At 71.2% G+C, this 21,337-nt stretch carries 23 protein-coding genes; 9 read left to right on the forward strand and 14 right to left on the reverse strand.

The genetic code is table 11. The features are described 5' to 3' along the window. The first annotated feature begins 7 nt into the window (after positions 1-7). Genes ACLV7J_RS06610 through ald form a run of 5 tightly spaced genes read left to right on the forward strand, consistent with a single transcriptional unit; the run spans position 8 to position 5,882 of the window. Positions 8-1,030: a CNNM domain-containing protein gene (locus ACLV7J_RS06610; protein ID WP_411868312.1), complete on the forward strand. Its 1,023-nt coding sequence runs from the start codon at positions 8-10 to the stop codon at positions 1,028-1,030. Further along, positions 1,027-2,388, forward strand: a complete 1,362-nt coding sequence (locus tag ACLV7J_RS06615; protein WP_411868313.1) for a DUF697 domain-containing protein — start codon at positions 1,027-1,029, stop codon at positions 2,386-2,388. The genes ACLV7J_RS06610 and ACLV7J_RS06615 overlap by 4 nt, the downstream gene beginning before the upstream one ends. Next, positions 2,385-2,987 (forward strand): nicotinate-nucleotide adenylyltransferase, encoded by a 603-nt coding sequence (locus ACLV7J_RS06620; protein WP_411868314.1) that lies wholly within the window; start codon positions 2,385-2,387, stop codon positions 2,985-2,987. Before ACLV7J_RS06615 ends, ACLV7J_RS06620 begins: the two co-directional genes overlap by 4 nt. Beyond that, positions 2,987-4,684: an NAD+ synthase gene (locus tag ACLV7J_RS06625; RefSeq protein WP_411868315.1), complete on the forward strand. Its 1,698-nt coding sequence runs from the start codon at positions 2,987-2,989 to the stop codon at positions 4,682-4,684. The genes ACLV7J_RS06620 and ACLV7J_RS06625 overlap by 1 nt, the downstream gene beginning before the upstream one ends. A 58-nt stretch (positions 4,685-4,742) precedes the next feature. Next, entirely contained in the window at positions 4,743-5,882 is a 1,140-nt protein-coding gene (ald, locus tag ACLV7J_RS06630) for an alanine dehydrogenase (RefSeq protein WP_411868316.1), read from the forward strand. On the opposite strand, the gene ACLV7J_RS06635 is transcribed toward ald, so the two are convergent. From ACLV7J_RS06635 to ACLV7J_RS06700, 14 genes are all read right to left on the reverse strand, one after another. After that, on the reverse strand, positions 5,883-6,311 hold the full coding sequence (locus ACLV7J_RS06635) for a YchJ family protein (RefSeq protein ID WP_411868317.1): 429 nt from the start codon (positions 6,309-6,311) through the stop codon (positions 5,883-5,885). Positions 6,312-6,323: 12 nt separating this feature from the next. Continuing rightward, positions 6,324-7,445 carry a DUF3326 domain-containing protein gene (locus ACLV7J_RS06640; RefSeq protein ID WP_411868318.1) on the reverse strand — a complete coding sequence of 374 codons (1,122 nt, stop codon included), beginning with the start codon at positions 7,443-7,445 and terminating at the stop codon, positions 6,324-6,326. Next, positions 7,442-7,669 (reverse strand): hypothetical protein, encoded by a 228-nt coding sequence (locus ACLV7J_RS06645; protein WP_411868319.1) that lies wholly within the window; start codon positions 7,667-7,669, stop codon positions 7,442-7,444. The genes ACLV7J_RS06640 and ACLV7J_RS06645 overlap by 4 nt, the downstream gene beginning before the upstream one ends. 71 nt (positions 7,670-7,740) lie before the next feature. Next, positions 7,741-8,064, reverse strand: a complete 324-nt coding sequence (locus ACLV7J_RS06650) for a 2Fe-2S iron-sulfur cluster-binding protein (protein ID WP_411868320.1) — start codon at positions 8,062-8,064, stop codon at positions 7,741-7,743. Between the two features lie 176 nt (positions 8,065-8,240). Continuing rightward, a complete protein-coding gene (locus ACLV7J_RS06655) occupies positions 8,241-8,984 on the reverse strand; it encodes a TIGR02466 family protein (protein WP_411868321.1) in 744 nt (247 codons plus the stop codon). 70 nt (positions 8,985-9,054) lie between these two features. Further along, the gene (locus ACLV7J_RS06660; RefSeq protein ID WP_411868322.1) at positions 9,055-10,008 is read right to left on the reverse strand and encodes a F0F1 ATP synthase subunit gamma; all 954 of its coding nucleotides are present in this window, start codon (positions 10,006-10,008) and stop codon (positions 9,055-9,057) included. Between the two features lie 12 nt (positions 10,009-10,020). After that, a complete protein-coding gene (gene atpA, locus ACLV7J_RS06665) occupies positions 10,021-11,538 on the reverse strand; it encodes a F0F1 ATP synthase subunit alpha (protein WP_411868323.1) in 1,518 nt (505 codons plus the stop codon). A gap of 52 nt (positions 11,539-11,590) precedes the next feature. Beyond that, on the reverse strand, positions 11,591-12,139 hold the full coding sequence (atpH, locus tag ACLV7J_RS06670) for an ATP synthase F1 subunit delta (protein ID WP_411868324.1): 549 nt from the start codon (positions 12,137-12,139) through the stop codon (positions 11,591-11,593). After that, a complete protein-coding gene (locus ACLV7J_RS06675) occupies positions 12,139-12,657 on the reverse strand; it encodes a F0F1 ATP synthase subunit B (RefSeq protein ID WP_411868325.1) in 519 nt (172 codons plus the stop codon). The genes atpH and ACLV7J_RS06675 overlap by 1 nt, the downstream gene beginning before the upstream one ends. Next, the gene (locus ACLV7J_RS06680; protein WP_411868326.1) at positions 12,654-13,115 is read right to left on the reverse strand and encodes a F0F1 ATP synthase subunit B'; all 462 of its coding nucleotides are present in this window, start codon (positions 13,113-13,115) and stop codon (positions 12,654-12,656) included. Before ACLV7J_RS06680 ends, ACLV7J_RS06675 begins: the two co-directional genes overlap by 4 nt. Positions 13,116-13,236: 121 nt before the next feature. Continuing rightward, positions 13,237-13,482: an ATP synthase F0 subunit C gene (gene atpE, locus ACLV7J_RS06685; RefSeq protein ID WP_094591272.1), complete on the reverse strand. Its 246-nt coding sequence runs from the start codon at positions 13,480-13,482 to the stop codon at positions 13,237-13,239. Between the two features lie 162 nt (positions 13,483-13,644). Further along, the gene (gene atpB, locus ACLV7J_RS06690) at positions 13,645-14,373 is read right to left on the reverse strand and encodes a F0F1 ATP synthase subunit A (RefSeq protein WP_094591273.1); all 729 of its coding nucleotides are present in this window, start codon (positions 14,371-14,373) and stop codon (positions 13,645-13,647) included. 66 nt (positions 14,374-14,439) lie between these two features. After that, positions 14,440-14,916 (reverse strand): ATP synthase, encoded by a 477-nt coding sequence (locus ACLV7J_RS06695; RefSeq protein ID WP_411868327.1) that lies wholly within the window; start codon positions 14,914-14,916, stop codon positions 14,440-14,442. Between the two features lie 98 nt (positions 14,917-15,014). Next, the gene (locus tag ACLV7J_RS06700) at positions 15,015-16,262 is read right to left on the reverse strand and encodes a class I SAM-dependent methyltransferase (RefSeq protein WP_411868328.1); all 1,248 of its coding nucleotides are present in this window, start codon (positions 16,260-16,262) and stop codon (positions 15,015-15,017) included. Positions 16,263-16,438: 176 nt separating this feature from the next. Between ACLV7J_RS06700 and ACLV7J_RS06705 the strand changes: the two genes are divergently transcribed. The 4 genes from ACLV7J_RS06705 (at position 16,439) to ACLV7J_RS06720 (ending at position 21,178) form a co-directional block, all read left to right on the forward strand. After that, positions 16,439-19,489, forward strand: a complete 3,051-nt coding sequence (locus tag ACLV7J_RS06705; protein WP_411868329.1) for a phycobilisome rod-core linker polypeptide — start codon at positions 16,439-16,441, stop codon at positions 19,487-19,489. Between the two features lie 440 nt (positions 19,490-19,929). Continuing rightward, positions 19,930-20,415 carry an allophycocyanin gene (locus ACLV7J_RS06710; RefSeq protein ID WP_255126849.1) on the forward strand — a complete coding sequence of 162 codons (486 nt, stop codon included), beginning with the start codon at positions 19,930-19,932 and terminating at the stop codon, positions 20,413-20,415. Between the two features lie 38 nt (positions 20,416-20,453). After that, positions 20,454-20,942: an allophycocyanin subunit beta gene (apcB, locus tag ACLV7J_RS06715; protein WP_094591276.1), complete on the forward strand. Its 489-nt coding sequence runs from the start codon at positions 20,454-20,456 to the stop codon at positions 20,940-20,942. 35 nt (positions 20,943-20,977) lie between these two features. Next, on the forward strand, positions 20,978-21,178 hold the full coding sequence (locus ACLV7J_RS06720; RefSeq protein ID WP_255126850.1) for a phycobilisome linker polypeptide: 201 nt from the start codon (positions 20,978-20,980) through the stop codon (positions 21,176-21,178). Positions 21,179-21,337 lie beyond the last annotated feature (159 nt).

Here is a 21,337-nt window from a genome sequence, read left to right on the forward strand (position 1 = left end):
CACGGCGATGAATGAGCTGATCGGCCTGGCGGCCCTGGTGGTGCTGATCCTGGTGGGATCCGCCGTCTGCTCCGGGGTGGAGGCCGCCCTGCTCACCGCCAACCCGCTGCGGGTGCATGAACTGGCGGGCAGGCCCCAGCCGCCCCGCGGCGCCCGCAGCCTGCAGCAGCTGAAGAGCCGCATGGGCCGGGCCCTGGCGGTGCTGGTGATCGCCAACAACGGCTTCAACATCTTCGGCAGCCTGATGCTGGGCGGCTACGCGGCCCAGGTGTTCGAGCGCCTGGGGCTGCGGGGCGCGGCCCTGCCGCTGTTCTCCGTGGGCCTCACCGTGCTGGTGATCCTGCTGGGCGAGATCCTGCCCAAGGCCCTGGGCAGCCGCCTGGCCCTGCCGGTGTCGCTGGCCAGCGCCGCGGCGGTGTCGCTGCTGCTCAGGGTGATGCTGCCGCTGGTGCTGCTGCTGGAGCGGCTGATGCCGGCGATCACGGCCGAGAACGAGCTCACCACCGACGAGGAGGAGATCCGGCTGCTGGCGCGGCTGGGCTCCCAGAAGGGGCAGATCGAGGCGGATGAGGCCGCCATGATCGGCAAGGTGTTCCAGCTCAACGACCTCACCGCCCGCGATCTGATGCTGCCGCGGGTGTCGGCCCCCACCCTGCCGGGCCAGGCCGAACTCAGCGCCGTGCGCGACACCCTGGTGCAGCCGGGGGCCAGTTCCTGGGTGGTGCTGGGCCAGGAGGTGGACGAGGTGCTGGGCGTGGCCAGCCGCGAGGATCTGCTGGCGGCCCTGGTGCGCGGCGAGGGCGGCAGCACCGTGGCCCAGCACAGCGAGCCGGTGGAGTTCGTGCCGGAGATGATCCGCGCCGACCGGCTGCTGACCGCCTTCCGCCGCCGCAGCCAGGCCCAGCGGGTGGTGGTGGATGAATTCGGCGGCTTCGTGGGGGTGATCGGGGCCGAGGCCGTGCTGGCGGTGCTGGCAGGCTGGTGGCGCCGTCCCCCGGGCGGCAGGTCCCTGGAGGCCTTCAGCCCATGACCCCCAGCCCGCCGCCCGTGGCCGAGCGCTGCCGGCTGCTGCTGGAGCAGTGGCGGGGTGAGCTGGCGCTCACCGCCCGGGAGCGCTCGGTGCTGGCGCCGGAGTGGCAGGCCCTGGAGCGGCAGCTGGACGCCCTGGAGCGGCGCCTGCTGCGGGTGGCCGTGTTCGGGCGGGTGGGGGTGGGCAAGTCGAGCCTGCTCAACGCGCTGCTGGGGGAGGCCACCTTCGCCACGGACGTGGCCCACGGCTGCACCCGCCGCCAGCAGCGGGCCCGCTGGCCGGTGGCGGTCCCGGGCCTGGCGGCGGTGGAGCTGGTGGACACCCCCGGCATCGACGAGATCGCCGCCCGGGCCCGTCAGCGCCTGGCGGCCCGGGTGGCCCTCGGGGCCGATCTGGTGCTGCTGGTGCTCGATGGCGACCTGACCACGCCGGAGGCCGAGGCCCTGGAGCTGCTGCTGGCCAGCGGCAAGCCGCTGCTGCTGGTGCTGAACCGCATCGACTGCTGGCCCGAGGCGGAGCACGAGGCCCTGCTGGCCAGCATCCGTCGCCGCCTGCCGGCCGCGGCCCGCCACCTGGAGCTGCTGGCGGTGGCCTCGGCGCCCCGCCGGCCCGAGCTGCTGGCCGACGGGCGGGTGCGCAGCGTGGCCGGCGCCCCCCGGATCGAGCCCCTGCGGCGCCAGCTCACCGCCCTGCTGGAGAGCAGCGGCGAGCTGCTGCTGGGCCTCAATGCCCTGCGGGCCGCCGATCGCTTCCAGCAGAGCCTGCAGGCCTGGCGGCTGCGCCAGGGCCGGGCGGCGGCCCAGGGGCTGATCGGTCGCTTCGCCGCCCTCAAGGCCACGGGGGTGGCCGCCAACCCCCTGCTGCTGCTGGATCTGGCCGGCGGCCTGGCCCTCGACACGGCCCTGGTGCTGCAGCTCTGCCAGCTCTACGGCCTGCCGATGGGCGGCGCCGGGGCCCGGGCGCTGCTGGTGCGGCTCTCGGCCCAGAACGCCCTGCTGGGGGGCGCTCAGCTGGGGATCCAGCTCGGGCTGGGGGCCATCCGCCAGCTGCTGCTGCTGGCGGCGCCCCTGAGCGGCGGCCTCAGCCTGGCGCCGGCGGCGCCGGTGGCCCTGGCCCAGGCGGCCCTGGCGGTGCACACCACCCGCCTCACCGGCCGGCTGGCCGCAGCGGAGCTGCTGCGGGGCGCGGGCCTGGGGGCGCGCCGACCGGCCTCGCTGCTGCGGCGCCTGGCCCGCCAGGACGGACGGGCCCGGGCCTGGCTGGAGCACTGGCCGGCCCCGGGGGAAACGGCCGGCGCCGGCGTTCGCGGCGGCCTGGCCAGCCCGGATGCCACGGCCCTGCAGGGGCTGCTGCCGTGAGTCCGGCTGCCGCCGGGTCGGAGCGCCAGGGCCCCGTGGCCCTGTTCGGCACCAGCGCCGATCCCCCCAGCTGCGGCCACCGCAGCCTGCTGGCGGGCCTGGCCGCCACCTATCCGCTGGTGGCCACCTGGGCCAGCGACAACCCCTTCAAGGCCCACGGCGCCCCGCTGGAGGTGCGGGCCCGGCTGCTGGGCGCGGTGGTGGCGGCCCTGAACCGGCCGGGCCTGCGGCTGGAGCAGGGGCTGAGCAGCCCCCGGGCGATCGAGACCCTGGAGCGGGCCGGGGCCCTCTGGCCGGGCCGGGAGCTGGTGTTCGTGGTGGGCAGCGACCTGGTGCCCCAGATCCCGCGCTGGGTTCGGGCCGCCGATCTGCTCGGCGGCTGCCGGCTGGCGGTGGTGCCACGCCAGGGCTGGCCCGTGGCCCCCGCCGACCTGCAGCCCCTGCGGGACCTGGGCGGCAGGGTGGAGCTGCTGCCGCTCTCGATTCCCGCCACGGCCAGCTCGGCGATCCGGCAGCGGGCCCGCCGCGACCAGGTGCCGGCTGAGCTATGGCCGGAGCTGATCCAGCACAATCTCTACGGCCTCGGCACCCCGCCCTGATGCGCCTCGCGCTCGCCCAGTGCAATCCCCTGGTGGGCGACCTGCGCGGCAATGCCGAGCGGCTGCTGGAGGCCTGCGGGCGCGCCGCGGATGCCGGCGCCGAGCTGGTGCTGGCGCCGGAGCTGGCCCTGTGGGGCTACCCGGCCCGGGACCTGCTGCTGCGCCCCGACCTGCGCCGCCTCCAGGACCAGCAGCTCGACCGCCTGGCGGCGCAGCTGCCGGCGGGCCTGGCCCTGCTGCTGGGGGTGAGTGAGCCGGTGCCGGGCCCGCAGCATCCCGACCTGTTCAACGCGGCGGCCCTGGTGGAGGGCAGCCAGTGGCGGATCGTGGCCCGCAAGCGGCTGCTGCCCAGCTACGACGTGTTCGACGAGCGGCGCTACTTCCGCCCCGCCGCCGAGCCCTGCCTGCTGGAGCTCGAGCGCGGCGGGCGCCGCTGGCGCCTGGGCCTCAGCCTCTGCGAGGACCTCTGGGTGGACGAGGACCTGCACGGCCACCGGCTCAGCGGCGGCGACCCGATCGGCGATCTGATCCCCCTGGCGCCGGACCTGCTGCTCAACCTCTCGGCCTCGCCCTTCGCCCAGGGCAAGGCCCAGCTGCGCCGGGACCTGGCGGCGGCGGCCGCCAACCGGCTGGGCTGTGCGGTGGTCTACGTGAACCAGGTGGGCGGCAACGACGAGCTGGTGTTCGACGGCGGCAGCTTCGTGAGCGCGCCCGGCGGGGCGGTGCTGCTGCAGCTGCCCTGGGCCGAGGAGGCCCTGGCCTGCTGGGACCTGACGGCCACCGCGGACCCCACCGGGATCCCTGCCGCCCCGATCCCCGGCAACGAGGCGCTGCTGCTGCGGGTTCTGGTGCTCGGGATCGCCGACTACGCCCGCAAGTGCGGCTTCCGGCGGGCCCTGCTGGGCCTGAGCGGCGGCATCGACTCGGCCCTGGTGGCGGTGCTGGCCGCCGCGGCCCTGGGGCCCGAGAACGTGCAGGGGCTGCTGATGCCCTCGCCCTGGAGTTCGGCCGGCTCCATCGACGACGCCCTGGCGCTGGCCGGGCGGCTCGGCCTGGCGACCCACACCCTGCCGATCGCGCCGCTGATGGCGGGGTTCGACACCGCCCTGGCGCCGGCCCTGGACGGGGCTCCAGCCGGCCTCACGGCGGAGAACCTGCAGTCGCGCATCCGCGGCACGCTGCTGATGGCGGTGGCCAACCAGCAGGGCCAGCTGCTGCTCTCCACCGGCAACAAGAGCGAGCTGGCGGTGGGCTACTGCACCCTCTACGGCGACATGAACGGCGGCCTGGCCGTGATCGGCGACCTCTACAAGACCACCGTGTTCCGCCTCTGCGCCTGGATCGACTCACCCGAGGCCGGACCCAGCCGCGCCGCCCTGGGTCTTCCGGCCGAGGGGGAGCTGATCGGCCGCGCCATCCGCGAGAAGCCGCCCAGCGCCGAGCTGCGCCCGGACCAGCGCGACAGCGACTCCCTGCCCGACTACGCCGTGCTCGACCCCCTGCTCAAGGGCCTGATCGAGGAGCTGCGCAGCCTGGAGGAGCTGGTGGCCGGCGGCGCCGATCCGGCGCTGGCGGCGCGGGTGCAGGGCCTGCTGCGCCGGGCCGAGTTCAAGCGGCGCCAGGCGGCGCCCCTGCTCAAGGTGAGCGGGCGGGCCTTCGGCAGCGGCTGGCGCATGCCGATCGCCGCCGGCGCCTGAATCCCCGTGGCGGCCCCGCGGCGCCGTCGCCATCGTGGAGGCATCCCTCCAGCTCCCTATGGCCAGCGCCGGCCGCGTCGCCTCCATCGCCAGCATCGGCGTGCCCACGGAGATCAAGCGCGACGAGCAGCGCGTGGCCCTCACCCCCGACGGGGTGAGGGAGCTGGTGAGCCACGGGCTGGAGGTGCGCATCCAGGCCGGCGCCGGCCAGGGGGCAGGCCTCGACGACGACGCCTTCGCCGCCGCCGGGGCCCGCCTCGTCGACCGGGAGGAGGCCTGGGCCGCGCACCTGGTGGTGAAGGTGAAGGAGCCCCAGCGCGAGGAGTTCGGCTTCCTGCGCGACGACCTGGTGCTGTTCACCTACCTGCACCTGGCGGCCTATGCCGAGGTGGGCCGGGCCCTGCTGGAGGCCGGCACCACGGCCATCGCCTACGAGACCGTGCAGCTCGACGACGGCAGCCTGCCCCTGCTGGCGCCGATGAGCGAGATCGCCGGCCGGCTGGCGGCCCAGGTGGGCGCCCATCTGCTGGAGAAGCCCCACGGCGGGCGCGGCCTGCTGATCGGCGGCTGCAGCGGCGTGCGGCCGGCGCGGGTGGTGGTGATCGGGGCCGGCACGGTGGGCTGGAACGCGGCCCGCATCGCCGCCGCCATGGACGCGGAGGTGCTCCTGCTCGATCGCTCCCCCCAGAACCTGCGCCGGCTGGAGGCCCAGCGCCAGGGGCGCCTGACCAGCCTGGTGAGCAGCCGCGGCCTGATCGAGCGCCTGGTGCCCAGCGCCGACCTGCTGATCGGGGCCGTGCTGCTGCCGGGCGACCGGGCCCCGACCCTGGTGGAGGAGGCCCTGGTGGCGCAGATGAAGCCCGGCTCGGTGATCGTCGATGTGGCGATCGACCAGGGCGGCTGCATCGCCACCAGCCGCGAGACCACCCACACCGATCCGGTGGTGACGATCCACGGCGTGCAGCACTACGCCGTGGGCAACATGCCCGGCGCCGTGCCCTTCACCTCCACCGAGGCCCTGGTGAGCGTCACCCTTCCCTACATCCTGGCGATCGCCGGCCGGGGCCTGGTGGAGGCCGTCACGGAGCGGCCCGAGCTGGTGTCGGGGCTGAACACGATCGACGGGGCGGTGTGCCATCCCGGCGTCGCCAAGGCCCTGGGGGTGCCCAACCGCCACCCGATGGCCTGCCTGCACTGATCAGCCCGGGCCCGAATCCGAGAGGTCCAGGACCTTCAGGTAGAGCCACGGGCCGTCGGACCGATCACCCTCGCGGCCGAACAGCGAACACTCCCGCAGCACCCCCGCCTGGCCGCCCACGGCGTAGTGGGCTTCAAAGGTCACCGTGCCGGTGCGATCGGCGGGGCCTCCAGCCGTGGTGGCCAGGAGGCACAGCCGCTGCCAGCGCACCGCGCCGAGGCTGGCGGCCAGCTCCCGGCGGCGGCGGGCCAGCGGCTCGAGGGAGGGATGGGTGCGCAACAGATACTCCAGCTCCCCGAGGGCGTAGGCGCTGTAGCGGGAGCGCATCAGCTGCTCGGCCGTGGCCGCCGGTCGCGTGCCGCGGTGCAGGGGGCCGCAGCAGGCGCCGTAGCTGAGGCCCCCGCAGGGACAGGGCCGATCGAGCGCCATCACCCCTCCACCTCAGACCAGCCGCGCCAGGGGGCGCCGCAGGGCGGCGGGATCGAGGCCCTCCCGCAGGGCCAGCACCAGGCCGGCGGCCTCCGCATAGCTGCCCGCCGGCAGCACCTCCAGCCCCAGGGCTTCGGCCGACACATTCAGCACGCAGGGGTTGTGGACCGCAATCAGCGGGATACCCCGCTCGGCGCAGGCCAGCACCGCAGCCCCGCCCAGGGCCCCGGCGGGCGCCACCACGGCCCCCACATCCGCAACCCCGAGGAGATCCCCGCCGCTGCTGCGGGCCAGGGGCCGCTCCAGGGACGACGCGGGCGCCAGCGGCACCAGATCGGGCGCCCGGCTCAAGCCCACCAGCACGCAGGCCAGGAAGGTGTAGCCCAGCTCCTCACCGGCGGCCCGGGGATCCAGGGCCGGATTCAGGGGCAGCGGACTCAGGGCCGGGGCATGGGCACAGGGAATCCCCAGCTCCCGGCTGAGCAGATGGCTGATCACCGCCTCGGCCCCCGCCAGGGCATCCACGCCCGATCCCTGGCGATAGGCAGCGAGGGCCTCGCTGGCGGGGTCCTCCGGGAAGCGGGCCACCACGGCGATCGCCGTGGCCCCCGCCGCCTGCAGCCGCCGACCGGCGCGCAGCAGCGCCCCGGGCCGGCCCAGGCGGCCCCAGCTGGCGCCGCTGGCCCCGCTGGTCAGCGTGATCTCCAGCGGCTCGTCGGTGACCTGCACCGGCCCGATGCTGAGGCCCAGGCTGGCGCGACAGCCATCGGCCACCTGCAGGTGGCGGTGGCGCAGCTCGGCCTCGATGCCGGCATCGAGCAGCAGACCGACCCGTTGCCGCCGCACGGGCCGCAACGCCAGCTCCCCGGCCGCGAAGCGGTCGAGGGCCGAACCCTCCACGTAGTGGAGGCGTGGGTCGCTCCAGTAGAGGGCCGCCCCGTTCATCACGTTGGGGTGGGTGATCAGGCAGCCGCTGGCGGCCGCCAGCAGCCGGGCCGAGGGCAGGGCATCGCCCGCAAAGCCCCCGACCTCACAGCCGATGCCCGTGGGGATCACCAGCAGGGTGGGCAGGGGGGCACCCGGGGAACCCGCCGCGCCTGCGGCAGCGAGGGCCAAGCCAGGCTCGCGGCTCATCGCTGAAGCACCGCTTCGATGCGCAGCCGCGAGCCCTCAGGGCCGCCGCCAGCTCCGGGCTCCACAGCCGTGATCGCCCACCGCAGCAGGCGCCCCTGGGCCGCCAGGGCCGCCTGGATCTGCTCCAGCAGCGGACCGGGTCGCCGCACCAGCTCCAGCTCCACCGCCTCAAGCGCAAGGGACCGAGACCCATCCGCCCCCCGCGGCAGGGACGACTGCCCCAACGAGACCAGGCCCCCAGGCTCCAGCTCCTGCGGGTCCAGGCCCTGCGGCTCAGAGCCGGGAGCCGATCCGCTCACTTCTGGTACTGACCGAACTGGGCCTCGTAGAGGGCGTCCTCCTGGCCGGCGATCAACTTCAGATCGCTGCGGGGGAAGGCCACGCACAGCAGCGTGAACCCTTGCTCCTGCAGGTCGGCCTTCACGCCCATCGCGTCGGGTTGGTGGACGCTGCCCTCGGTCACCCGGGCGGCGCAGGTGGTGCACACCCCCGAACAGCAGGAGCTGGGCAGGGCGACCCCCGCCGCCTCGGCCGCCGCCAGCACGGTCTGGTCGGCGCGGCAGCTGAAGCTGTGCGACGTGCCGTTCAACTCGGCGACAACGGTGAAGCTCTCACTCATGGGAAGGGCCGCAGCTGCGGCGACTGGCCGGATCGGGACCATCTTCCCGGATCACGGAACTGGCACTTGCCGCCCCCTGGCGCCTGCCGGGCGGCGCTTCGCCGCGGGCGGAGGCGCGCTGCCCGGCAGGCGCCAGGGGGCGGACCAGGAGTGGGGGGTGGGGGTGGGGGGAGGTATTAGCCGGGGGGGAGCTGGGTCCACTGGGCGGGGTGGGGGGCCAGGTATTCGGGGGGGGCGGGGGCGCCGGGGGGGGCCAGGGGGGCGGTGAGGGCCAGGTCGAAGGCGATGGAGAGGCGCACCTCGTCGTCGTCCTCGTTGGCGGTGACGGCGTGGTCGGTGGCGGAGGGGAAGAGCACCAGCAGGCCGGCCTGGGGCGCCACATCCAGCCAGGGGGCATTCCAGCGCTCAGTGCCGGGGTGATCGGCACGGATCGGGCCGCCATGGCCCACGGCCAGCCCGGGCACCAGCTCATTGGCCTGGCGTTGGGGGAACAGCCGCAGGCAGCCGCTGCGGCCGCTGCCATCGCCGTTGAGGTAGTAGACGGCGCTGAGATGGGCATTGGGGTGGTGGTGGCGGCCCACCACCTGGCCCGCCTCGCTCACCACCGGCCAGGCCCGCTGGATGTGCAGCGCCACGGCGGACCGGTCAAAACCCAGGGCCTCCAGATAGGCCCAGGCCTGCTGCTGCACCTGCTGGCACAGGCCGGCAAAGGGCTCCAGCCGCTGCAACTGCCACACGCCGTTGATGTCGCCGGTCCAGGCGCAACCGGGCTCGGGGTTGCCCGTGGCCTGGCCGCGCAGCGCCAGCACCTCCTGCATCCACACCGCCGAATCCCAGGGGTCGGGCCGCAGCTGCACCCGGGCCAGCGCCAGCGGGAACAGCGGCTCCAGACCGAGGGAACCGGACGCGGACGGCGGCATCAACGACATGCAAAAAAGGGGAGCCCCGTGGTGGGGCTCCCCTCAGCCTGCCTGAAGCCAGAACGTGGCTTCAGCTCATCGCGGCCGCGCCGCCCACCACTTCCAGAATCTCCTGGGTAATGGCGGCCTGGCGGGCCTTGTTGTAGTCCAGCGTCAGCGACTTGGCGAGGGCCTTGGCGTTGTCGCTGGCGTTGTTCATGGCCGTCATGCGGCTGGCCAGCTCGGAAGCCGCAGCCTCCTGCAGCGAGCGCAGCAGCTGGTTCTGCAGATAGAGCGGCAGCAGCGCGTTGAGCAGCTGCTCGGGGCTCTGCTCGAACACGAAGTCCGACTGCAGGGTCGGGGCCACGTTCGCGATCTTGTCGACCTCCACGCCGAGACGACCGTCGCGGGTGGTGAGCCGGAAGATCTCGTCGTCGGGGGTGGCGATGCCCTGGGGATCGAGGGGCAGCAGGGTCTGGGACACCGGCTTGGAGCTCACCAGGTTGATGAACTTGGTGAAGATGATCTCGATCCGATCGGTGCTGCCGGAGAGGAACTCGGCGAGCACCTCGTTGGCGATCGCACCGGCTTCAGCGGCGTTGGGCACCTGCTCCAGGCCGGTGAAGGTGGCCCGGATCTTGTAAAGGTGGGCTCGGTTCTGGAAGTAGGTGATCGCCTTGCGGCCGATCAGCACCAGATCCACCGCGTAGCCCTGGCCTTTGAGCTCAGCAAAACGCTGCTCGGTGCGCTTGATGATGTTGGCGTTGTAGCCACCGCACAGACCCCGGTCGCCGGTGACGGCGAGCAGGGTGATATTGCGCAGGTCGCGATCCTCCAGCAGGGGAGCATCGGCATCTTCGAAGCGCAGCCGGGACTGGAGGTTCTCCAGCACCCGGGCCAGGCGATCGGCGAAGGGGCGGCTGCGCAGGACCTGTTCCTGGGCACGGCGCACCTTGGCGGCAGCCACCAGGCGCATGGCCTCGGTGATCTTGCGCGTGTTCTTGACCGAACTGATGCGGTCGCGGATGTCCTTGAGGTTCGCCATTACTCAGGATCCTCAGGCGGCGACGGCGATGGTCGAAACCACCTCCTTGATGGCGTCCTTGAGCATGGCCTCGGATTCGTCGCTGAGCTGCTTCTCGGTGAGCACCTTCTGGATGAACTCGGGCTTGTTGCTCTTGAGGTACTCGCGCAGTTCACGGGCGAACTGCACCACCTGATCCACGGGCACGCTGTCGATCAGGCCCTTGACGCCGGCGTAGACCACGGCGACCTGCTCGGCCAGGTTCAGGGGGCTGAACTGGGACTGCTTGAGCAGTTCGCGAAGACGCTTGCCCCGGGCCAGCTGGGCCTGGGTGGCGGCGTCGAGGTCGGAGGCGAACTGGGAGAAGGCGGCCAGTTCGTCGAACTGGGCCAGTTCCAGCTTCAGGGTGCCGGCGATCTTCTTGATGGCCTTCGTCTGGGCGGCGCCGCCCACGCGGCTCACCGAGATGCCCACGTTGATGGCGGGGCGCAGGCCGGAGTTGAACAGGTCGGAGCTCAGGAACACCTGACCGTCCGTGATCGAGATCACGTTGGTGGGGATGTAGGCCGACACGTCACCGGCCTGGGTCTCGATGATCGGCAGGGCGGTCATCGAGCCCTTGCCCATGGCATCGCTCAGCTTGGCGGCGCGCTCCAGCAGGCGGCTGTGGCAGTAGAACACGTCGCCGGGGTAGGCCTCACGGCCGGGGGGACGACGCAGCAGCAGCGACATCTGGCGGTAGGCCTGGGCCTGCTTGGTGAGGTCGTCGTAGATCACCAGGGTGGCCTTGCCCTTGTACATGAAGTACTCGGCCAGGGCGGCACCGGTGTAGGGAGCCAGGTACTGCAGCGCCGCGGATTCGGAGGCGTTGGCGGCCACCACGATGGTGTAGTCGAGGGCGCCCTTCTCGCGCAGCACCTCCACCACGTTGGCCACGGAAGCTGCCTTCTGACCCACGGCCACGTAGACGCAGACAACGTCTTCGCCCTTCTGGTTGATGATCGTGTCGATCGCGATGGCGGTCTTGCCGGTCTGGCGGTCGCCGATGATCAGCTCGCGCTGGCCGCGGCCGATGGGAATCATCGCGTCGATGGCGGTGATGCCGGTCTGCATGGGCTCATGCACCGACTTGCGCTGGATGATCCCAGGCGCCATCGACTCGATCAGGCGGGTCTCGGTGGTGGCGATGTCACCCTTGCCGTCGATGGGCTGACCCAGGGCGTTGACGACACGGCCCAGCAGGGCATCGCCCACGGGCACCGAGGCGATCTTGCCGGTGGCCTTGACGGTGCTGCCCTCCTGGATGCCGCGGCCTTCGCCCATCAGCACCGCGCCCACGTTGTCGTCCTCGAGGTTGAGGGCGATGCCTTCGGTGCCGTCTTCGAACTGCACCAGCTCGCCGGCCATGACCTGCTCCAGGCCGTAGACGCGGGCGATGCCGTCGCCGATCTGCAGCACGGTGCCGACGTTGCTGACGGAGACCGACTTGTCGTAGTCAGCGATCTGCTGCTTGAGGATCGCGCTGATCTCGTCGGGGCGGATGGAAACCATGGGAGGCGGTGGAGGGGAGGACGGTGGGTGAGAAGGGGGAGGCGGTGCGGGGCTAGCTCACCTTGGCCAGCGCCAGTCCGAGGCGACGCACCTGACCGGCCAGGCTGGCGTCGATCACCTTGGAGCCGACGGTCACGACGAAGCCGCCGATCAGCGCGGGATCCACCAGGAGGTTGATCTCCAGCTTGTCGGTGCCGGCCACGGCCTGGACCTTGCTGCGCAGATCGGACTGCTGCTGCTCACTGAGGGCCGTGGCGGAGGTCACGGTGGCGAGCGCGATGTTGTTCTGCTCGCGGTAGAGCTCGAGCAGGCGCTCCAGCACGGCATCGAGGATGCCGATGCGCTGGCGGTCGGCCAGCAGCTTGAGCAGGTTCAGGAACGACGGCGTGACCTGGCCGTCGAACAGTTTGGTGAGGGCCGCCTTCTTGGCGTCCACCTCCAGCACGGGGGAGCCCAGGGCGCTGCGCAGCTCCGGGGACTCCTGCCACAGGGCCAGGACGGCCTTGGCCTGATCCACCACCTCGGCGAGTTCGTTGCGGGCCTCGGCGACCTGCAGGAAGGCCTCGGCGTAGGGGGTAGTGACGGTGTTGAGCAGCGGCATCAGGCGTTCCCCAGGTTTTGGATGGACTGGTTCAGCAGCTGGGCCTGGGCGTCGGCATCGAGCTTGCCGGGCAGGCTGGCCAGGGCCTTCTCGATGGCGAGGCGGGCCGCTTCACGCCGCAGCTGGGTGGTGACACGGGCGGCCTCGGCCTGGAGGTCGGCGGCGGAACCCTGCTTGAGGCGGGCCATCTCCTCGATGGTGCGCTTCTCGTTCTCCAGGCGGATCGCCTGGGCACGGGCCTTGCCGTCGGCACGGATCTGCTCGGCCTTCTTCTGGGCCTCGGCCAGACCCTGCTGGGCCTGGGCCAGAGCCTCGGTGGAGGCGGCCAGACGGGTCTCGGCGTCGGTCAGGTCGGTGAGAATCGCCGCACGCCGCCGCTCCAGAATGCCGCCCAGGAAATTGGGGAGGAATTTGTAGAGGGCGAAAATGACGATCGCCAGGTTGATGATGTTGGTCTCGAACGGATTCAGGTTCAGCCCGAATGCACCGTGCGCGGCCAGGATCGTGGGGAAGTTCATTTGGCGGCCAGCAGGCGGTCGACGATCAGGTCACCGAGCTTCTCGGCATCACCCTGGAGCTGCTTGAAGGCGCTCTCGCGCTCAGCATCAATCTCGCGGCGGGCCTGTTCGCGGGAGGCATTGGCATCCGCGGTGGCGGCGGCCAGGGCTTCGCGGTAGAGGCGGTCGCAGTCCTGCTCCGCGTCCTGAATCAGCTTCTGGGTGGCCAGGCGGGCCTCCTTCAGCTGGGCGGCGAGATCCGCTTCCAGACGCTCCACCTGGGCCAGCTTCTGCTTGGCCTCAGCACGGCTGGTGGTGATGTAGCCCTCGCGCTCCTCCACGACCCGACCAACGGGGCGGAAGAACAGGGCATTGAGAATGAAGGTGAGGAGCACCACCTGCACCGCCATCAGCGGCAGGGTGGCATCGAGGTCAAAGAGACCTCCCTCCGTTGCACCGAGCAGTAGCCAGCTGGTCATGAGGCGGGGGTGCGGGCGGATGAAGCGGGCCGCGGAACGGCTTGGGAGCTGGGTGCGAGCGGTAGGAGCCAGGGGTCAGCCGCCAACCGGCGACCGAACCCCCGCTCACCTCCGTTCGCGATCAGGCGAAGGGGTTGGCGAACAGCAGCACCAGGGCGACCACGAGGCCGTAGATGGTGAGAGCTTCCATGAAGGCCAGGGACAGCAGCAGGGTGCCGCGGATCTTGCCTTCAGCTTCAGGCTGACGCGCGATGCCTTCGACAGCGCCGCCGGCAGCGGTGCCCTGACCGATGCCGGGGCCGATGGCGCCCAGGCCGACGGCCAGGCCAGCAGCCACAACAGACGCAGCGGAGGTGATGGAATCCATGGTGGAACTAGGTGTGTGGGGCGCCGGGAAAGCGCGGGATGGACCGGGGACGAAACCCTGCGCCGGGACATCTCGGGTGGGGAGATGGGCCCGGAACGAACCGGACCTGCGCGCAGAGAGTTTGCCAGACCGGGGGGACCGGTCTGACGGGATCAGGGTTGATCAGTGGTGGGATTCGTGCACCGCTTCGCCGATGTAGTAGGCGGCGAGGGTGGCGAAAATCAGGGCCTGGATGGCGCTGGTGAACAGGCCGAGGAACATGGCCGGCAGGGGTACCACCAGGGGCACCAGGAAGGCCAGCACCGCCACCACCAGTTCGTCGGCAAGGATGTTGCCGAACAGACGGAAGGAGAGCGAGAGCGGCTTGGTGAAGTCCTCGACGATCTTGAAGGGAACCATGATCGGCGTGGGCTCCACGTAGTACTCGAAGTACCGGAAACCCTTGCGGCTCAGGCCGGCGTAGAAGTACGCCAGCGACACCAGCAGGGCCAGGGCCACGGTGGTGTTGATGTCGGCGGTGGGGGCACCGAGTTCACCGCTGGGCAGGTGAATCAGCTTCCAGGGCACCAGGGCGCCGCCCCAGTTGCTCACGAAGATGAACAGGAACAGGGTGCCGATGAACGGCAGCCAGTCGCGGTAGGCCTTCTCGCCGATCTGCTCGCGCGCCATGTCGCGGATGTAGTCCCAGAGGAACTCGAGCAGGTTCTGCACGCCGCGGGGGTCGCGCTCCAGCTTGCGGGTGCCGACCACGACCAGGGCGAGCAGGGCGCCGATCACGACCCAGGAGCTCAGGAACACCTGACCGTGGATCTTGAGGTTCCCGAGCTGCCAATAGAGGTGTTGGCCCACCTCCAGTTCGGCAAAGGGAAGAGCGAGTGGCAAGGGAACCATCGGGCTGGAAGGGCGGTGTCGCGCGGGCGACGGGTGGGAATGGGGGCCGGCGGAGCCAGGGGCGGCTCAGCGGTCGAACAGCGCCTGGAGGATCAGGGCGGGCTTGTAGAGCACGAAGCCGATCAGGGCCGGCAACAGCTCCAGCTGGGGGGAGCGCGAGCTTGCCAGCACCAGCACCACCGGCACAAGCAGCTGGATCTTGCCCACCTTCTTGGAGCCGTTGCCGAGCTTGCTCACACTGCGGGCAAGGAGCCACAGGTAGAGCAGGCCGGCGAGGGCACCCACCAGCAGACTGCCGGCGGTGGGGAGATCGAATCGCAAGGCCGTGAAGGCCACCGCCGCAGCGGAGACGATCACGGTGGCGAGCAACAGGCGCTGCTGCAGTCGCCGGTAGTCGTCCAGCCCGCCATCGACGGCTGCCGAGGCGGCCGCAGGGTCCGCAGCGGCTGCTGCGGGGCTGGTGGACGGTGGAGTCTCCGAGGAGTCGGAGGCCACCGGGTCCAGGGCCAGGTCGGCAGGCTCGCCGGCGGGGGAACCGTTCACCAACCCGCCTTCCGATCCCGCTGAGGGGACGTCGTCGGGGGGGGAAAAGGGGCCTGCCTGCAAGGGCGCCGAGGCTCTGGAAAGGCGCGCGGAATCTATCACGCAGCGTTACAAGCCCCTGCCTGGAGCAGCAGAACCTGCTGCCCCTGCAGGGTTCTGGCCGTCTCCAGCAGCCGGGCCTGCTCCCAGCCCAGCGGCAGCTCACCCAGGGGCCTGGACAGCCCCCCGCCGGCCGTCTCGCCCGCCGCCCCGGAGGCCTCCACGGCCTGCAGCAGGGCCAGGCCATCGGCGCTCAGATCCAGGGGCGCCATGTCCGAATCGAGCAGGGCGGTGCCGGGCCAGCCCCAGAGGCAGCGGTTGCGACGGCCGCGGGCCGCCAGCAGGGCTCCGTCGTCCGACCAGGCGTGCTGGGCCGCTTCCCCCTGGCTGAGGAAGAACTCGAAGTGGCTGATGTCCGGATCCAGGTCCTCCACCAGCTGCCACTGCTGGCGCGGGGGCAGGGCGCGGGCCCGCTCCAGCAGCTCTCCCTCCAGCAGCCGGGCCGGATCCCACACCTGGGGATTGGAGAATCCGGCGAAGTGCAGGTCCGCCGAGGCCACGAAGGCGAACAGGCGCTCGAGGTTGTAGCTCGTCTCCTGGGGGTGCAGGTACATGTCGGCGAAGTTGGCGTCGGCGGCGCAGTCAATGGCCCAGCGCTGCTCGTGGTGGCGCCGCAGCCGGTTGTGCTCGGGCAGCTCGGTGAACAGCCGGCGCCCCAGCCGCAGGCCCTCGGCGCCGCTGCCCACCCCCAGGGCCGTCAGGGCCCGCTGGCTGCGGTGGATCTCCCAGCGGCCCCCGTCGGCATAGAGAAAGAGATGCAGCAGGGCACCGGGGGCCAGCAGCGCGGCCAGGGCCCGCAGGCCCGCCTCCGGCTCGCGCAGGTGGTGCAGCACCCCCACCGAGTTGATGTAGTCGAAGGGGCCCTCGCCCTGGAGCTCCAGCAGGCTGCGGTTCTCGATCCGCACCGAGGCCTGGCGATCGCCGCCGGAGCGCCGCAGGCGCTCACGGGCCACCTCCAGGGTGCCGGGGGAGATGTCCACCGCCAGGATCTCGGCGCCGGGGTTGAGGTGGGCGAGGTAGTCGGTGCTCACCCCCGTGCCGCAGCCGGCATCGAGGATCCGCAGGGGCCGGCCCTCGGGTCGCTGGGGCGGCAGGGCACCGGTGCTCGCCGCGTAGGCGGTATCCACGCACCAGCGCCAGTTGTATCCGGGCGGCGGGCCGTCCTGCAGCGGATCCCCGGGGTAGGGGAAGCGGTCGTAGAAGGCGCTCACCACCGGCGTGGCGGCATCGGCCGGGGACTGGGTCATGGCAGGGGAAACAAGCGGAGCAGGACCGCCGGCACGGGGACCTGCTGGGGCGAGCTTTTCATGGCCCCAGCCGGGGTGCAGCAGGGGATCACGTCAGGCTGCAAACATTTGTTCATGGCCGGCCGGGGGGCCAGAGGGGCAGCCGTAAGTTGCCTTGGCCCGGTTCGCTCTCCTCCATGACTGTGACCGCCAGCAGCGGCAGCAGCAGGGTTGCACCCCAGCGCTACGACACCCTGCCGCTCTCCAGCGTCCGTCAGGCGGAACAGCAGGATCGCTTCCCCGACGGCACTGAGCTGCAGACGCTCGCCACCTTCTTCGAGAGCGGCAAGCTCCGCCTCGAGGCCGCCCGTCGCCTCTCGGCCAACGCCGAGGCGATCGTGGCCCGTGCCGCCAACCGCATCTTCGCGGGGGGCACGCCGCTCTCCTATCTGGATGCGCCCCTGAGTCCGGCCGCCAGCGAGGAGACGCCCCTCGCTGCCGACCAGGTCGCCTTCCAGAAGTCGGTCCAGACCTTCACCGGCACCGGCGCCAGCAAGGGCAATTTCCTCACCCGCCTGCTCGAAGGCGGCGGTGACGCCGACGTGCGGGTGGTGATCCCCACCGGCTTCTCGCCGATCAGCGTCGCCGTCTACGGCACGGCGCGGATGAAGAAGTCGATCCGCGACCTGGCCTGGTTCCTGCGCTATGTGGGCTACGCCGTGGTGGCGGGCGATCCCAGCATCCTCGCGGTCAACACCCGCGGCCTGCGCGACGTGCTCGAGAAGGGCTGCTCCCTGGCCGCCACCAACGTGGCCCTGCAGGAGATGCGCGCCGGTGCGGCCGCCCTGCTCAAGGACCTGCCTGAAGCCCGCCAGCTGCTGATCGAGAGCTTCAACGTCCTGATCAAGGAGCTGGAGGTTCCCACCCCCTCGCCGCGCCAGCGCCTCGGCAGCCCCGAGAACCAGGGCCTGCAGCTGCCGGCGATCTATGCCCTGGCGGCCCAGGGCAAGGCCCTCCGCTACAACATGAAGCCGGGCATGACCGGCGCCCAGAAGGCCGAGGTGGTGCGCGCCGCCTACCGCCAGGTGTTCGAGCGCGACATCCTCAAGGGCTACAGCCAGGAGGTGGCGCCGGTGCAGGCCACCCAGCTGCGCCAGGGCCAGATCTCGGTGCGCGAATTCATCCGCGCCCTCGGCCACAGCAAGGAATACCGCCAGCAGTTCTACAGCCGCTTCTCCAACAGCCGGGCCGTGGAGCTGGCCTTCCGCCACTTCCTGGGCCGCGGCATCAGCTCCAAGGAGGAATTCACCCGCTACTTCGACATCGTCAGCGCCCAGGGCCTCAAGGGCCTGGTGGATTCCCTGATCAACACCGCCGAGTACGCCCAGGTCTTCGGCGAGGAAACCGTTCCCTTCCTGCGGGACATCGGCGAAGAGGCCCAGGAGAGCGCCGGCTGGGGCAGCAACCGCAAGCTGTTCCGCTTCAGCGCCCCGTTCGAAGGCGCTCCCCAGTACGTCACCCTCTACGCCAGCTACCGCCGGCCCTTCGCCGACCAGCACCCCTATGGCGGCGGCAACGATCCCCTGGGTCTGAACTACGGGGCGATCTTCCCCTCGGGCACCGCCAGCGTGGCCACGCGTCCGGCGCCGTTCAGCTACGACAGCCGCCGCATCCTGGTGGGCAACGGTCTGCGCCAGCCCGGCCAGATGAACAGCCCCCAGTTCCGCGCCTCCACCCCCCGCAAGGTGGGTCCCAAGGTGGTGCGCCTGTCCCAGATCGCCACCGGCGGCAACTCGGTGCCCCGCCGCGGCGGCCAGCCCAGCGTGCGCAACACCGAGGCCGGCACCCAGGCCGTGATCAATGCGGTGTACGTGCAGGTGCTGGGCAACACCGGCTACGCCGGTGAGCGCAACAAGGTGGAAGAGATCAAGCTGGAGAACGGCGATCTCAGCCTGCGGGAGTTCATCCGCCAGGTGGCCCGCTCCAACGCCTTCCGCCGCCGTTACTGGAGCGGCCTCTACATCACCAAGGCGATCGAGGTCATCCACCGCCGCCTGCTGGGCCGTCCCACCTTCGGGCGCTGGGAGATCGACAGCTACTTCGACGTGGCGGCCCGCAAGGGCTTCTACGGCGTGGTCGACGCGATCCTCGACAGCCGCGAGTACAGCGAGACCTTCGGCGAGGACACGGTTCCCTACGAGCGCTTCATCACCCCGACCGACCTCAACAGCCGGCGGGTGCCGGCCCTGAGGCGCGAGCTGGATCTGGCGGCCTATGTCGACCTCACGCCGCGCCCACGCCCCGAGGTGGCTCCCCCGAGCGACTTCCGCTATGCGGGCGAGCTGACCCCCCGCAACCTGCCCGCCAAGGCGGCCGTGGTGCGGGGCGGCTGGAGCGCCACCCTCAGCGGCGGCCAGACCCTCACCCCCAGCGCGACCGCGGAGCAGGGCCCGGGCACCATCGCCACCCCGCCCGAACCCACCCGCCGCTGGAGCGCGCCCCGCTGGCAGCCCGGCGGCGGCCTCACCCCCACCTGGAGCTCGGGGGTCACCAGCTACGCCCCTAGCGTCGGCAGCGCTCCGGCGGCCCCCACCATCGCCGTGGGCGGTGGGGCTCCCGTGGTCGGCGGCTGGTCCAAGGCCGTGGCGGGCGGCCTGGGCGCCGGCCTGGCCCAGCAGCCGGGCCAGGCCATGCAGAAGGCCCTGCGGCCCGAGCGTCCCCAGGGCTTCGGCCGCCGTCAGAGCCTCGGACGCCCCCTGCAGCTGGCCCAGCGACCCGGCCCCAGCGAACAGAAGCAGGCCATCGACGCGGTCTACCGCCAGCTGCTGAACCGTCAGCCCCTCGCCGCCGAGCGGCTGGTGGATGCCGAGTCACAGCTGCGCAACGGCCAGCTGAGCGTGGCCGACTTCGTGGCCAAGGTGGCCGGCAGCGAGCTGTTCGAGCGCCGCCTCAACCGCATGGCGCCCCTGCGGGCCGCCGCCGCCGCCTACCTGGCCCTGCTGGGACGCGCCGCCCAGCCCGAGGAGACCAGCCGCTTCCTGGCCACCCGCACCACCCAGGGCCTGCGGGCCGCCATCGAGGCGATCCTCAGCAGCCAGGACTACGCCGACGCCTTCGGCCGGGACACCGTGCCCTACCTGCGCGGCCTGGCCACCAGCGACGGCATCCCGCTGACCACGGTGAACCGCACGGCCGCGCTCTACGGCGGCAATGCGGCCCTCAATCCGCCCATCAAGGGCGCCATCTGACCCCGTCGGGTTCGGTCAGCCCCCAACGGGCCAACCAGCTCCACACCGGCCCCCCAAGGGGCCGGCTTTTTTATTTGTGACAACAAGCCAGGAGAATCCCGATTGGCAGACTGTGCGCAAATGGGCGATCAAGCCCCCTGATTGTTAACAAGCGAGACAGGGGCCGCGTATTCACAACATCGCCGAAAGCCCTTGCAAGCCAAGGGATCTGCGGGATCGAGACGCCGTGAAGAACTGTTACCGCAGCCGGGGCTGCCGCGGGGCTCTGCCACAGAATGATTCGGCGATCAGCACTGCTGTCGCCTCCCCCAGCTCAGCCCCGCCAAGGCGGGCCGTCCGCCGAAGCGGGCAGCCCCTGGCAGCGAGGCCCTGAGAGAGCCCCCTTACCCACCGGATATCGGTCTCCGTTCAGGCGACCGCTTGTTTCGAGGCAGAACTGCATGAGCATCGTCTCCAACTCGATCATCAACGCGGACGCCGAAGCCCGCTACCTCAGCCCTGGCGAACTCGACCAGATCAAGGCTTTTGTGAGTGGTGGCCAGCGCCGCATTCGCGTAGCCCAGGTCCTGAGCGAGAGCCGCGAGCGCCTGGTGAAACAGGCCGCCGGCGCCCTCTTCCAGAAGCGCCCCGACCTGATCTCCCCCGGCGGCAACGCCTACGGCGAGGAGATGACCGCTTCCTGCCTGCGCGACATCGACTACTACCTGCGCCTGGTGACCTACGGCGTGGTGGCTGGTGACGTCACCCCGATCGAGGAAATCGGGATCATCGGCGCCCGCGAGATGTACCGCTCCCTCGGCACGCCCCTGGAGGGCATCGCCGAGGCCGTGCGTGAACTGAAGGTCGCCTCCGCGAGCCTGCTCACCGGTGCCGATGCCGAAGAGGCTGGCTTCTACTTCGACTACGTCGTCGGCGCCCTCTCCTGAGGTTGCTTCTTCTCTAATCCCGCCTCTTCTCAGCTTCCATGCAAGACGCCATCACCAACGTCATCAATTCGGCCGACGTTCAGGGTCTCTACCTCGACGGCTCCTCCATCGGCCGCCTGGAGCAGTACTTCGCCTCCGGTGAACTGCGCGTGCGCGCTGCCGCCACCATCAGCGCCAACGCCTCTGCCATCATCAAGGAAGCCGTCGCCAAGTCGCTGCTGTACTCGGACATCACCCGTCCGGGCGGCAACATGTACACCACCCGTCGCTATGCCGCCTGCATCCGCGACCTGGACTACTACCTGCGCTATGCTACCTACGCCATGCTGGCGGGTGACACCTCGATCCTCGACGAGCGCGTGCTGAACGGCCTCAAGGAGACCTACAACTCCCTGGGCGTGCCCATCGGCGCCACCGTCCAGTCGATCCAGGCCATCAAGGAAGTGGCTGCCAGCCTGGTGGGTCCTGATGCCGGTCGTGAACTGGGCGTCTACCTCGACTACATCAGCTCCGGCCTGGGTAACTGATCCCGCGCCCTCGGCACACCCTGCGGATCATTCCCATGCGTCTGTTCAAGATCACGGCCTGCATCCCCTCTCCTGAGAAGACCCGGACTCAGCGCGAGCTGCAGAACACCTTCTTCACCAAGTGGGTGCCCTTCGAAAGCTGGTTCGCTGAACAGCAGCGGATCATGAAGCAGGGCGGCAAGATCCTGAAGGTCGAACTGGTCACCGGTCGTCGTCAGGTCAACGTCGGCAACTGAGGCTTCAACGCCCTAGTCGTGCACCAAGCCAACGTGCAATCCATCAGCCCGGCGCAAGCCGGGCTTTTTTGTTGGCAACCACCGCGCAGATGGGGGATAGTCGGTGTCCAGCTGCACCAGCACCGCCTTGTCCAGCGCCCCCGTTGCCGCCCGCCCGCA

Origin of the sequence: Vulcanococcus limneticus LL, assembly GCF_943369875.1 — a bacterium.
GTDB classification, from domain to species: Bacteria; Cyanobacteriota; Cyanobacteriia; order PCC-6307; family Cyanobiaceae; genus Vulcanococcus; species Vulcanococcus limneticus_A.